This window comes from Fictibacillus arsenicus (assembly GCF_001642935.1).
GTDB classification, from domain to species: domain Bacteria; phylum Bacillota; class Bacilli; order Bacillales; family Fictibacillaceae; genus Fictibacillus; species Fictibacillus arsenicus_B.
The window spans coordinates 3372598-3385828 of record NZ_CP016761.1 but is presented as its reverse complement, the minus strand read 5'-3'; the positions used below and the strand labels follow the sequence as shown (position 1 = coordinate 3385828).

The 13231-nt window shown below is 37.8% G+C and carries 12 protein-coding genes; 11 read left to right on the top strand and 1 reads right to left on the bottom strand.

The window, feature by feature from the left end; genetic code table 11:
* Positions 1–35: 35 nt before the first annotated feature.
* The 11 genes from ABE41_RS17270 to ABE41_RS17220 all read left to right on the top strand — a co-directional run bounded on the left by ABE41_RS17270 (position 36) and on the right by ABE41_RS17220 (position 11431).
* On the top strand, positions 36–971 hold the full coding sequence (locus ABE41_RS17270; RefSeq protein ID WP_066293048.1) for a sugar phosphate isomerase/epimerase family protein: 936 nt from the start codon (positions 36–38) through the stop codon (positions 969–971).
* A 12-nt stretch (positions 972–983) separates the two neighbouring features.
* Positions 984–1541 (top strand): 6-phospho-3-hexuloisomerase, encoded by a 558-nt coding sequence (hxlB, locus tag ABE41_RS17265; RefSeq protein WP_066293047.1) that lies wholly within the window; start codon positions 984–986, stop codon positions 1539–1541.
* A gap of 15 nt (positions 1542–1556) precedes the next feature.
* Positions 1557–2564, top strand: coding sequence for a zinc-dependent alcohol dehydrogenase family protein (locus ABE41_RS17260; protein WP_066293045.1), 1008 nt, complete (start codon positions 1557–1559; stop codon positions 2562–2564).
* Positions 2565–2635: 71 nt separating this feature from the next.
* A complete protein-coding gene (gene xylB / locus ABE41_RS17255) occupies positions 2636–4150 on the top strand; it encodes a xylulokinase (RefSeq protein WP_066293043.1) in 1515 nt (504 codons plus the stop codon).
* A gap of 37 nt (positions 4151–4187) precedes the next feature.
* The gene (locus ABE41_RS17250; RefSeq protein ID WP_066293037.1) at positions 4188–6320 is read left to right on the top strand and encodes a BglG family transcription antiterminator; all 2133 of its coding nucleotides are present in this window, start codon (positions 4188–4190) and stop codon (positions 6318–6320) included.
* The gene (locus ABE41_RS17245; RefSeq protein WP_066293035.1) at positions 6321–7739 is read left to right on the top strand and encodes a PTS transporter subunit EIIC; all 1419 of its coding nucleotides are present in this window, start codon (positions 6321–6323) and stop codon (positions 7737–7739) included. It abuts the gene before it with no gap.
* A 114-nt stretch (positions 7740–7853) separates the two neighbouring features.
* A complete protein-coding gene (locus tag ABE41_RS17240) occupies positions 7854–8174 on the top strand; it encodes a PTS sugar transporter subunit IIB (RefSeq protein WP_066293033.1) in 321 nt (106 codons plus the stop codon).
* Positions 8164–8598, top strand: coding sequence for a PTS mannitol transporter subunit IIA (locus ABE41_RS17235; RefSeq protein WP_066293030.1), 435 nt, complete (start codon positions 8164–8166; stop codon positions 8596–8598). Before ABE41_RS17240 ends, ABE41_RS17235 begins: the two co-directional genes overlap by 11 nt.
* 143 nt (positions 8599–8741) lie before the next feature.
* Positions 8742–9758 carry a carbohydrate kinase family protein gene (locus ABE41_RS17230; protein WP_066293028.1) on the top strand — a complete coding sequence of 339 codons (1017 nt, stop codon included), beginning with the start codon at positions 8742–8744 and terminating at the stop codon, positions 9756–9758.
* Positions 9759–9770: 12 nt separating this feature from the next.
* The gene (locus ABE41_RS17225) at positions 9771–10652 is read left to right on the top strand and encodes a class II fructose-bisphosphate aldolase (RefSeq protein ID WP_066293026.1); all 882 of its coding nucleotides are present in this window, start codon (positions 9771–9773) and stop codon (positions 10650–10652) included.
* Between the two features lie 365 nt (positions 10653–11017).
* Positions 11018–11431 carry a hypothetical protein gene (locus tag ABE41_RS17220; protein WP_066293023.1) on the top strand — a complete coding sequence of 138 codons (414 nt, stop codon included), beginning with the start codon at positions 11018–11020 and terminating at the stop codon, positions 11429–11431.
* A gap of 123 nt (positions 11432–11554) precedes the next feature.
* Here the strand turns inward: ABE41_RS17220 and ABE41_RS17215 are convergent, their stop codons facing one another.
* Positions 11555–12853: a PD-(D/E)XK nuclease family protein gene (locus tag ABE41_RS17215; protein ID WP_083207858.1), complete on the bottom strand. Its 1299-nt coding sequence runs from the start codon at positions 12851–12853 to the stop codon at positions 11555–11557.
* Between the last annotated feature and the right edge of the window lie 378 nt (positions 12854–13231).

Here is a 13231-nt window from a genome sequence, read left to right as displayed (position 1 = left end):
AAACCATAAAACCTAATAGATTAGGAGGAAAATGCTTGAAAATAAACTTTGGTATTTCTACAGGGTTTGCAATCAAGCGGTGGCCTGATCCGAAAGAATGGGTAAGCATCGTGAAAAATGAATTGGAATTGAACATGATTCAGTTTTCTTTTGATCAATTCGATCCGCGGGGGCGATCAGAAAGCGTAAAAAGATACTGTTTCCTTGTTCGTAATGAATGTGAAAAATATAGTATAAAAATCCATTCGACTTTTACCGGGCTGTCTATTTATTCCCATAACCTCCTGTATCACCCGTTACTTGAGGGAAGACTGGATGGAATGGATTGGTTTGAAAAAGCCTTTAAAATGACAAAAGAATTAGGAGTAACTGCGACTGGAGGTCCTTTTGGCGGAATGGATATCAAATCCTTTGAAGATATACAAAAACGTGATTCTGCTGAAAAAGCCGCCATCGAATCCCTGGTTTTACTATTGCAAAAGGCGAAACAAGAACATGGCATTAAATTCTTCTACTGGGAGCAAACGCCTGTTAGAAGAGAAGGAACCATTACAATAGAAGAAACAAAAAGCTTTATTGAACATGTCAATATGCTTGCAGGGAAAGATGCTGCTAAGTTCGCCTTATGTTTTGATGTCGGCCATACTACCAACCCTGCATTAAACCCTTTTGACCAGAATCCTATTAACTGGATTGAGCACTTAAAGGAACAGATCTCCATTATTCATCTGCAGCAAACAGATGGCTACCTGGATAGACATTGGCCATTTACGGAGGAAAAAAATAAAATAGGAAAAATCAAACCGGAAAGTATTCTGGACGCTATACAAAGGACTGGCAATGACCACGTGGATTTGTTTTTAGAGATCGGCCACCCTTTTGAAGAAAATGATAAAAAAGTGCTTGATGAAATCAGACATAGTACAAGTTTTTGGCGGAAGGCTTGCAGTCAAAGAGGGATTCATATATAGGAGGTTTCCTTTATGGAATTTAAACAGCTGCAATCAAAACTGATCAATGAAGCTGCGGTTGCTCTTGGAACCATTAATGAAACTGATGTAGATGTTTTCATTAAGGAGATTCTAGGAGCAAGAAAGATATTTATTTACGGGTTGGGCAGGGAAAGACTAATGCTTCAGGCATTTGCCATGCGGTTGGTTCACCTGGGTTTTGATGTTCATGTTGTCGGAGATGTTACTTCTCCGAGGATTGAAGAAAAGGATTTGTTCATTACGAGTTCTGGAACAGGGTATTTAGCGACAGTTGAGGCGCTCCTTAAAATAGTAAAAAAGGCTGAGGCAAGGGTAGTTTATATAACGGCCAATACAGAATCGGAGTTATCCCAATATGCAGAACTGACCATCCACATAAAAGCTCAGACGATGAAAGAGGATATTGAAGAGCGAACATCCCTGCAGCCATTGGGAGCTGTTTTTGAACAGGCACAACTTTTCCTGTTTGAGCTCATTATCGTCCGATTGAAGGAACAAATAAAGATTAGTGAAAAAGAGATGGAAAAGTTCCATACAAATCTTGAATAGAAGGGAGATATTACAATGAAAGCTTTGGTAATTGAGAAGCCTTATACAGCCACAATTAAAGAAGTTCCTTATCCTAAGCCCGATGCGAATGAAGTTACGATAAAAGTCGAAAATGTTGGAATCTGCGGGACGGATGTACATATTTTTAAGGGAGAGTTCCTCTCGCCGTACCCATTAATTCCGGGTCATGAATTTTCGGGGACAATTCATGAAGTCGGAGAAAATGTAAAAAAGTTTAAAGAGGGAGACCGTGTTACTGCTGATCCATCCTTATTTTGCGGTCAATGTGAATTTTGTTTAACAAACAGAGGCAACCAATGTGAAAACTGGGGGGCACTAGGCAATACAGTGGATGGAAGCATGGCTGAATATGTAAAGGTGCCTGCAAAAAATGTAATTAAGATCCCTGAAAATATGTCTTTTTCAGAAGCTGCATTTATTGAGCCGATGGCTTGTGTAGTCCATGGAATGAATCGGCTTCAGCTTCAGGTAGGAGACCGTGTCCTATTGTTTGGAGCGGGTGCGATGGGCCAGCAGTTGATTCAGTCTGTAAAAATGGCAGGTGCTTCTGAAGTGGTGGTCGTCGATATATCCCAAGATAAATTGAATATGGCATTAAAATGGGGTGCAACAAAAACTGTCTTAAGCCAAAACGTTGAAAAAGAGCTGGGCAGTAAGGAATATCCGCATGGGTTCGATGTAGTCATTGATGCAACTGGCATTCCAAAGGTTATCGAGCAAGCATTCGAATATATGGGACCAACTGCAAAGTATCTCCAGTTCGGCGTAACACCAGAAGATGCAACGGTGACTGTTAATCCGTTCAAATTATACAATAAAGATTGGACTCTTATCGGTTCCATGGCGATAAACCACACCTTCATTCCTGCATTTCACTGGGTTAAAGAGGGACGGGTAAAGCTTGACCATCTTATTTCAAAAGAGCTTTCTTTGGAAGAAGCGATTGATTACTTAAAAGGACCAAGAGACCCCGATCTGTTGAAGGTACAAATAAAATTATAAAATCTACAAAAAGCCACATCAGTGGCTTTTTATGTTATAAAGCAGCAAAAAAACAGAATGGAGAATGTTTAATGAGTGAGGAATTTTTGCTTGGAATCGACATAGGAACTCAAGGGGCAAAGGCGATTGTCATCAACCAGAACGGTGAAATACGAGCTTCTGGTAGTCATCCTTATGATTTCTCTGTGCCAAAGACCGGATGGGCAGAACAGCACCCTCATCAATGGTGGGATGGGGTGAAAAATGCTTTGAAGCAAATATCCCAGAGGGGGATTGAGTTAGAAAATATTAAAGGAATTGGAATCTCGGGCCAAATGCACAGCCTTGTTCTGTTAGATGAAAACAAGAAAGAATTGGGTTCTTCAATATTATGGAATGATGTAAGAACTCACATCGAATGCAAGGAAATCACTGACCAAATAGGTGAGACAAAGCTGCTTAATATAACACAGAATGCCGTTCTTCCGGGGTTTACAGCTCCAAAATTATTATGGATCAAAAAGCATGAACCCGAGAGATACAGCCGGATTAAGCACATGATGCAGCCCAAAGATTATATTGTCTTCAAACTTAGCGGTGAGCTATCGACTGATGTTTCGGATGCAAGTGGCACATCCTTATTTGATGTAAAGAACCGTTGCTGGTCAAATGAAATTATAGAAGCTCTAAAAATTCCCCATGATTGGCTCCCGCAGGTACATGAAAGCCAGACAATCGTTGGCCAAGTGTCTGTACAGGCGGCGGCTGAGACTGGCTTACCCTTTGGAATTCCAATTACAGCAGGGGCAGGTGATAATGCGGCTGCAGCCCTAGGAAATGGTATTTATGAAGAGGGAAAAGGAATTATTAGCATAGGGACTTCCGGAACTGTATTTGCCCCGCTCAAACAAGTGCCAGAAAGAACTGGAGAGGGCAAAATAAAAACCTTACATTTATTTTGCCATTGCCTACCTGGTACATGGCATGCGATGGGGGTTACTCTCTCTGCGGGTATGTCACTGAAATGGTTTAAAGAGACCTTTTCGATTAACTCTTATGATGAACTATTATCGGGTGTTGAAATGGTGCCTTCTGGTTCCGAAGGACTTGTATTTCTTCCTTATTTAAATGGAGAACGGACACCTCATAATAATTCAACCGCCCAGGGGGTATTTTTCGGGATGGGATATCAGCATACAAGAGCTCATTTTACACGGGCGTTGCTTGAAGGAGTCTCTTTCAGCCTTAAAGATTGTTTGGAATTAATTGAAAAGATGAATATTCGAATTGATGATTGGTATGTGACGGGAGGTGCAAGCAAGAGCGGGATATGGCGCAGTATCTTGGCTGATGTTTTACAAAAGCCATTGCGTGCTTTTGAAGAAAGAGAGGGTCCAGCTTTTGGTGCAGCTTTATTAGCCGGTTTAGGAACAGGTGTCTGGAAAAGCCCAGATGAATTTCCGAGCTGCTTTGATCAAGGGATACGGTCAGAATACAATGCTAGAAACAGCAAGATTTATAAAGACACACATGAAATATACAGCGAGTTATACAACCGATTGGTCCCATTGTATTCCAAAACTTCTAATAGAGAAAAGATGATATAATCTCAATAATTAGAATATTCTTAAGGAATGAAAAGACATGATACAAAATCCAGCATTGAACTCGAGGCAAAAAGAACTCCTTCAAACATTGCTGCTGGCTGAAAGGCCGTTATCATACAAGCAGCTTTCAGAAATATTTAAATTAAGCACGAGAACCATTCAGAGAGAAATCAGTTCACTCAAGCCCTTTCTGGCATCCCACGGCCTTAAAATAGGTAAAAAGATTGGTGCAGGATTGGAATTAAAAGGGTCCCAAGAGAAGATCAAAGCACTTAAGGATCACTTGAACCAAACTAAAACAAAATCGGCTTATTCTCCGGAAGAACGCCAGGAAGGCATATGTTACGAGCTTCTGATCTCTAAAGAACCAATCAAACAGTTTGTCTTCAGCAGGAATTACGGCGTGACAGAAACGACAGTTAGCCATGATTTGGATAAAATTTCACCCTGGTTGGATTCTGGAGGAATTTCTCTCATTAGAACCCCTGGAGTAGGTGTCTACTTAAAAGCCTCGGAGCACCAGCGTAGAATGATGCTGTCCCGTTTGCTCCATAAGGATGTATCTTTTGAGGAGTGGCTTGATCTTTTTCATGAAAAGAATGAAGGGGAAACCATTCAAACACAAGGAAAACTTAACGCATTAATCAGAAACCGCCTTCTAAAGTTTGTTCATTCACAAAATATACAAGAGATTGAAAAGATTGTTCGAAGGGTCTTAAATAGTAAACCAGATATTGTATTGACCGACAGAAATTACGTCAACTTGATCGTCCATTTAATGCTTGCAGTAGAAAGGATTAAAGAGGACGGAATTTTGTCAGAGGTTTCTGGTATCTATCAATTTGATTCTGATGTGTATGAAATAGCGCAGAATATAGTTTCAGAGCTGGAAAAAGAGCTTTTGATTAGCATTCCTGATATAGAAATAGAATACATTTCCCTGCACCTCGCAGGAGCCCGTGTATCAAAGTGGCAGGAGGACATTTCAGAAGACCAGGAAGAATTCACATGGATTGAATTAGCTAATAGTTTTATAGGTGCAATGGAATACAATTTGAAAGAGTCATTCCAAGGAGATAACCTTCTCCAAGAAGGGCTGGTAGCACACTTTGCACCTGCATTTAACCGATTAAAATACGGGCTTCAAATTCATAATCCTATGCTTGAAAAGATAAAAGAGAGATATCCTGAAATTTTTAAGGCTTGTGAAAAAGCTTGCAGTTTTCTGGAGAGTAAAGTTGGGTACACCATTCCAGAGGATGAGATTGGCTATTTGACAATGCACATCGGAGCTTCCCTAATTAGAAAAAAAGAACGCCTAAAAAAACAGTATCGCGCAGTTGTTATTTGTGCAAGTGGCCTTGGGACATCAACATATCTGGCAACGAGAATCCGCTCCGAGATGGAAAATCTGTCGGTAGAAGGGATTGTCTCAACAAACCATCTAAGCCAGTGGCTTAAAGAAAATAAGGAAGTTGACATCTTAATCTCTACTGTAAATCTGCCATTTATAAAAAATAAAAATATAGTGATTGTAAGTCCTTTTCTGCAAAAAGAGGATATATCAAAAATTCAGTATGGACTGGAAAAAGTCCAAAAACAACCTGAAGATGGGGAGTCCAGCAAACATACAGCAAAACAATCTCCTGCCATTACTCTTGCCAAGTATGGGGAGGGAATGATGAAGATCCTTCAAAACCTGACTATTTATCAGATAGTTAAGTCTAAGGTAAACGGAATCCCTGACATTCTATACGAAAGTAAAAGTCACACTGCAATCAGCAAGCTTGAAAGGTTATGCGATGATCTGGAAAACAGAGAACAGAAGGGAGGATTTGTGATTGGGAGCCTTGCCATGATCCATACCCGCTCTGAAGGAGTTAAAGATTTGCTTGTATGCATTTTCCGTATTGAAGAACCGGTATTATGGTTTAACGACAATGGAGAAGAGCAATATGTTAAAACGATTTTATTGCTGGCTGCTCCTAAAGATGCACCAAAAGAGCATATTAAAATGATCAGCGAAGTCAGTGCAATGCTTATCGACGAATCGTTTATCAAACTATTGGAATGTGGAACTGTGACGGAAGTTAAACATGAACTGGAGGCTATTTTATCGAAAGCCTATGAAACAAATGCCATTAGGCTCTTAGAAGGAGCTGCCAAGTAAATGAGAAAATTTGCTCAGCTTTTAAGTGCAATGGTTTACCAAAATATAGCGGTTATTATTGCAGCGGGGATTATTCGTGAGTTATTTGGGGTTTATAGTTGGTTGTATAACGACCGGATTTTATTATTGGTCAATCCCATCTACTCAACCTTGCTGCCTGTATTAATAGGTTATACAGGGGGGAAAATACTAGGTGGACAACGGGGTGGCGTTGTTGCCTCTATTTCAACTTACGGGTTGACACTAGCTAGTTCGACACCAGCCATTCTTGGTGCAATGATTGTTGGGCCATTGACAGGCTGGTTAGTGGGTAAGGTAGATCAAACTGTAAAAAAGAAGATGCCTGTTGCAGGGTATGAGTTATTAATCGGGAATGTTTTTGCCGCTTTCATTGCCGTAATCCTTACAATTATTAGTTTTCTTTACGTTGGACAAATATTTTCCGCTGGGGTAAAGTGGGCACTCAGTTACTTGGAGATAGTCATTCATGCTGGGTGGCTTCCCTTAACATCTATTTTAATTGAGCCTGCAAAGGTATTGTTTTTTAATAACTTTATTAATTATGGCGTGCTGGGGCCAATTGGAATTCAGCAGGCCAAAGAATTGGGTAAATCTATTTTTTTCCTTTTGGAAGCCAATCCGGGACCGGGGTTGGGTGTATTGCTTGCATACTGGCTAAAAACGAAGGCTGAACAGAAAAAAGGGGCAAAACTAGCAATCTTCATCCATTTTTTTGGCGGAATCCATGAGGTGTATTTTCCATATGTACTGTTAAGGCCTTTACTGCTCATTCCATTAATTTTGGGAGGAATGGCAGGGGTTTATACATTTCAGCAATTTAATGTTGGCCTTGTCTCAATGGCGTCTCCCGGAAGTATTTTTTTATTTATTGGGCTCGGGCCCAAACAAGATATGTTATTTATTGTTATAGGATTCCTCATCTCAGCTCTGGTTTCTTTTCTCGGAAGTATGCTTATTTTGAAGAAACATACCTTATCACCAACAGCGGCTGAAACTAGAAATAACATAAACAATTTTTATCTCTTCCAAAAAAATGAGAGTCCCAAGTCAGATGAAATTTATACAGCAGTGGAAAGCGAAGAAGAATTAAATGTTCAAGCTAATCGTTCGGTTTTCAATAAAATAAAAAATATAGTATTTGTTTGTGAAGCAGGACTGGGTTCCAGTGCTATGGGGGCAGCTATGCTGAAAAAGAAGCTGGAAAAAGAGAATCTTGAGATTGAAGTGGATAACTCATCCCTAAGAGAAGTTCCAGACAGCGCAGATCTTATCATTTGCAATAAAAAGCTGTACACCGAAGTACGAAAAGTGGCACCTGGAAAAGCGTGTTATCCATTGCAATCATTTACAGATATAAAAGAATATGAGGAGCTAATTGATAAATTAAGGGGTTTATAAGAATGGCATTTTCAAGAAAGGACATAACTTGGCTTTCTTTTGGTGTTTCTTGAAATTCTATCCTGTTAAACTTTAGTTAAGAAATAAAATAAGGGGTGTAAAACCTTATCATCAATGAAAAATTCATCAGATTTCCAGCTAAAAATAAATACAATTGCTTTTGTTTGTCCAGCTGGCATGGGGACGAGCGTAGTTGGGGCTGCTATGCTTCGGAAAAGGTTAAACCTCAGCCGATTGAAAGTAAACGTCTATTTCTCTGCTGTAGAGGAAATTCCAGCCGGAACTGAACTTATTGTCACTCATAAGCGGTTTAAAACAACACTGCAGAAACTTTATCCGGATAAGCGCCATTTTCTTCTCGATTCTTATACAGATACGAAAGGGTATGATCAACTTATGTATTTATTAAGGGGAAATTATCTAAATGATCACTGAAAAGCAGATTATGCTTTCATGCTCTGCATGTTCTAAAGAAGATGCAATACGGCTTGTCGGACAGAGAATGATAGAGTTAGGCTTTATTACTGCAGAATATGTAAATGAAATGCTTGAAAGAGAAAAAATTTGTTCCACTTATATTGCCAATGGAATTGCTATTCCACACGGACTTAATAACCGAAGCGCCTCGATCCTAAAGGAAGGAATGGTAATCGCCCAGTTTCCGGAAGGTGTTTATTATGACAGTGAAAGAGCATATCTGCTTTTTTCAATTGCTGGCTGTGGAGAACGGCACCTGAAGATTCTTTCAGCCGTGGCGGATTTCATTGAAAACAATGAAGTCAATCAAAAACTGAGGACTGTGTCCTCGCTAACTCCTTTTTATAGAATGATTGAGTATTTTGAGGCTCGCGCATTATAACCATTACTAAAAAAGAGTTGTGGTTTAAATTAATGTCATTAAAAAAAGAGTTTAGTCAAAGAATCTCATTGTTTAGAAGTCCTTGTAATACTTATTCGCAAATAGATAGTTTTAAACGATAGAATTTTGAAGCAGGTGATAAATTGAAAGAGGGTATTGCAGTTGCAGGTACTATAACGGTGGATGAAATTAAAAGAATAAGTAAATATCCTAATAAATCTGAACTTACAACAATACAAAATATTAGTAGGTCAATTGGTGGAGCAGTCTCTAATTGTTCTGTTTCTTTGGCAAAAATTGATCACACCATACCAATTGAAATTGTTACCCTAATTGGTGACGATGAAAAAGGTGAATTTTTGAAAGAACGATTAAGAGAATATAGAAATATAGACTTGAATCAAGTGAAAATGATTGGAAATACCCCATTTACTGATGTGATTCAAGATGAGTTTGATCATAGCAGGACTTTTTTTACATACAGAGGAAACTCATCATTATTTGATGAGAATACTATCAATTTAAAGAATTTAAAATCCGAGATTTTACATATAGGGTATATTCTATTGTTGGAATCTTTGGATAAAGAAGATAGTGTATTTGGAACAAAGATGGCAAAAGTTTTGAAAGAAGCACAAGAGTTAGGAATCAAAACATCTATAGATATTGTTAGTGAGAATAGTAGCAGGTATGAACAAATTGTACCTCCGAGTTTAAAATATACAAACTATTGTGTAATAAATGAACTTGAAGCAGGTAAAAGTGTGGGAATAGATTTAAGAGGTTCGTCAGGAGAATTAATAATTCAGGATATCAAAAAAGTTTTATTAAAAATGAAAGAATTAGGGGTAAAAGATTGGGTGGTAATCCATACACCAGAAGGCAGCTTTGGATTTGATGGATTAAATGTATATAGTATACCTTCTTTATTACTCGATAAAAAATTTATTAAGGGAACAGTTGGGGCAGGGGATGCTTATGTTTCTGGTGTGTTATATGGAGCTTTAAAAGGTTTGGACCTTCCAAATTCAATGAAGTTAGGTACAGCAGCAGCGGCCTCTTCGTTATTTGAGGAGGACAGCACATCTGGTATTAAATGCTACGAACAATTGATAACTATGTATGAAGAATTTCCAAAGAAAGACGAAATAAAACTTTAAGGGAGGATCATTATGCTAGTAAATTTAAAAGAAATTTTAACTAAAGCTGAAGCTGGGAATTACGCAGTAGGTGCTTTTAATTCTCCAACTTTAGAATCAGTAAGGGCGGTAATAGAAGCTGCAGAAGAATTACAAGCCCCAATTATTTTGTCACATGCTGAAGTGCATAATGAAATAATCCCAATTGAAATAATGGGACCAATCCTCATTGATTTTGCCAAAAGAGCCAATGTTCCAGTAACGGTTCACCTTGATCATGGTTCCAATCTTGAAATCGTTAAAAAAGCAATTGACATAGGCTTTAGTTCAGTGATGATTGATGCTTCTCATATGAATTATGAAGACAATGTTAGAACGGTTATAGAAATAGTGGAGTATGCCCATAGACAGAATGTTTCAGTTGAAGCAGAGCTTGGAATGATTGCTTCTTCGGGAATTGGCGGAGAAGAAACGAAAGGCGGAGAGCCATTCGCAGAAGGTGATTTAATAGATTATTATACAGATCCATTAATCGCAAAGGACTTCGTTGAGATTACGGAAATAGATGCGTTAGCAGCATCGTTCGGTACAGTCCATGGGATCTATTTAAAGGAACCAAATCTTGATTTCGACAGGCTCTGTGCAATTTATAAAAACATTCAAAGACCAGTTGTCATGCATGGCGGTTCAGGATTAAGCGAAGAAGACTACGTAACAGCAATTAACTCCGGTGTCAGAAAAATAAATTACTATAGCTATGCGGCAAAGGCTGGTGCGTACGCAATAAAAGATTTTATAGAAAACAACTCCAATCTTTTCTATCATGACTTAACAGTCGTTGCAAAAGATGCCATTAAAAAAGATGTTATTCGGGCTATGAAAATCTTTTTAAATAAAGGTGAAGTAGTACGATAAGATGTGAAATATCTTGTAAAGGGATTTTTGCATAGCAGTTAGAAAACCTTTGAGATACTCTTAAAAGTTTTTCTTTTGTGCAGCAGCGGTAATATCGACAGTGAATATTATAATTAATAAATACTATCTGAATTAAGTAGAGTAAAAATTAATTTTAACAAGTGTATTAGTTGAAGATTAGTTGAGCTGTTTGTTTAGCAGCTTTTTTTTATTTTGAATTAAAGGGCATTTAGTTTTGAAGAAGGACCAAATCACAATGATTATGAAAAAGTTAGGCTTGGAAAAGATTTAGATTGAATGTTTAACCTTACAAATTACCATAATGTATAATAAAAGTTAAGGTAACATTAAAAGATGGTGATTTTATGTGGAAGTGGTTAGTCGGAATAGTGATTGGATTAATTGTTTTTGGCGTTGGTGCTTATTATTTTTTTATGGACTATGCTGCAGATAAAGTAATGGATCAAGTTTCTACCACTTTAGTTGCAAATGAAGAAGAGGTGAATAAGCTACTTGAAGACCCGGAGATAAAAAATTACCTTGAAGACGGGGAAGAAGCTCCTGAAAATTTACCCTTCACAACTAAGGAAGAAGCAATAAAGATAGTGTCAAAGAAGTATTCTGTAAATGAAATGGTTGAAATGCGTGATAAAGTAAGAGAAGGATTAACGAGCAAAGAAAAAGAAGAGATTTACAATGATATCCAATCTAAATTTACAGAGGAAGAGTTACAAGCGTTAAAAGTAGTTGCCCTAAAAGAAATGAAGAAGAATCAATAACGCCCATGTAACATTGTTTTTGAGAGGGTGTTTATCATGTTCTAAAAGGAAAGTCCAGAAACCTTCCTTTTATTATTTATTGTAAAATTTATATAGGCTATGTACAGTTAAAGGACTAATTCTTTAATATTCTTTTAACTCTAAAATAGTACGGTCCAAATCTATAATACCGTATTCGTTCATTTGAATATAATCAGATCTTTGGGCAATGGTCATCGTTTTGCCTTTTCGTAATCGAGATGGTTTACGCAGGGATAGACGTTGCATATCCGATTCTGTTAATATTTCCCTTAGTCTTTCTAGTCGAAATTCTTTTAGCTTGTTCTTGTCTTCTATCACTATCTTTGCACATAAAGTTTGTTCTTGGAGCTGTAAATAGTATGGCTTGTTGCGCTTTGATTTCCACCAAAAAGCCCAGAAACCTCCGGCAGAGTTCGATACATAGCCCCAATCTCCCTTGATCTCTCTTTGTAGTTCCTGATAGAAACCTTGCCATGCATATGCATCCCAATCTAATACAGGTTTTGTACGAAAAGCAGCAATCTTATCCTGGAGTTTTTGTAAGTGATCTAGATAATTCAGATACACATCATTTTTTACTCCATTTATTTTACCCTTTTTAAGTACATCGAGCATCATGTTCCGCGTAAAAGGGATATAACCAGCTTTCTCAATCGATCGGTAATGACTTTGATCCGCAATTTTGTAGTATACAGGTAACTGAATCAGGTGTGGAAAAGCGATTTGCACAGATTCACGATATCGCTCCAACTGATAAGAATGGTCTTTTGTGTACGTTTTATCTTCAATCAAGATCGCAAATTTATCGTTTATAATCGCCAAGATATCCAGTGATTTAAACTGTCGTTTAATCGTAACGGTTTGGATGGTCGGAACAGGAATTTGGTGTCTGTTAAATATTTCGGATATGAAAAGAAAGGCTGCTTTGCACAACGGTCTGTCTATCGATTCATAAGTTTTCAGACTCCAGGAGATAAGCCAGCATAAAAAAGCATCTTGTGATAATTCACTCGTCGCAAACTGGAATAGATTTGGTGTTTCGAGAAAAGCTGCTTTGTTGTCACGAGCTTTACTTAGTAACATCTTGACATCATAGTTACCTGTATACTTATCCCAGTAACCTCTTCCAAGCAAGGACTCAACGTGCATGGGTGGCCAAATCACCCAATCCTTAATATCTAAAATTCGTGCCTGGTCATCCGCATATAATAATAGCAGTCGGTCATCTCCTTGTTGAGCAATCACTTCTGGAATGACTTCACTCTGTTCCATATAGCCACATTGACAAACATTAGCAGAATATACATGAATCACTACTCCGTTATCCTCTTGTTCTTGTAAGTACTCTCTTTCATCTTCTTTCAGCTCTGATCCACAACGTGGACATTCGGTTATTGTCATAAAAAATCTCCTCCTTTACCATATAAACGCATAATAGGAGAAAAAACAGCAAAATAAATAAGTTTATTATTCGGATTCTCTCTTTTACTGTGCGTCAGTATTTAAAATCATAATGTTTCTACCTATAGTTTCGGAAAGTTTTCGATATATTTTATTGGTGAAGTATTAGGAAATCCCAAAAATCCTTTTTTAGTTTTAGTAGTTATGATTTTTTGAATACAAAATAATTATGGTACCATCAGATGATTCAATGATTGCGATATTTTCTTTTAGATAGAGCAAATGAAATCCTATGCAATCTACATAAAGCTGAACTGCTTTTTTAAAATCTTTGACATCTATCTTATAATAAGAACAATTTGTAGTTTCTGTTCGCAC

Coding starts and splice junctions, on each gene's coding strand:
- ABE41_RS17220 (WP_066293023.1), top strand. CDS start 11,018: ATGTGGAAGTGGTTAGTCGGAATAGTGATTGGATTAATTGTTTTTGGC.
- ABE41_RS17235 (WP_066293030.1), top strand. CDS start 8,164: ATGATCACTGAAAAGCAGATTATGCTTTCATGCTCTGCATGTTCTAAA.
- ABE41_RS17225 (WP_066293026.1), top strand. CDS start 9,771: ATGCTAGTAAATTTAAAAGAAATTTTAACTAAAGCTGAAGCTGGGAAT.
- hxlB (WP_066293047.1), top strand. CDS start 984: ATGGAATTTAAACAGCTGCAATCAAAACTGATCAATGAAGCTGCGGTT.
- xylB (WP_066293043.1), top strand. CDS start 2,636: ATGAGTGAGGAATTTTTGCTTGGAATCGACATAGGAACTCAAGGGGCA.
- ABE41_RS17260 (WP_066293045.1), top strand. CDS start 1,557: ATGAAAGCTTTGGTAATTGAGAAGCCTTATACAGCCACAATTAAAGAA.
- ABE41_RS17215 (WP_083207858.1), bottom strand. CDS start 12,853: ATGACAATAACCGAATGTCCACGTTGTGGATCAGAGCTGAAAGAAGAT.
- ABE41_RS17245 (WP_066293035.1), top strand. CDS start 6,321: ATGAGAAAATTTGCTCAGCTTTTAAGTGCAATGGTTTACCAAAATATA.
- ABE41_RS17240 (WP_066293033.1), top strand. CDS start 7,854: ATGAAAAATTCATCAGATTTCCAGCTAAAAATAAATACAATTGCTTTT.
- ABE41_RS17250 (WP_066293037.1), top strand. CDS start 4,188: ATGATACAAAATCCAGCATTGAACTCGAGGCAAAAAGAACTCCTTCAA.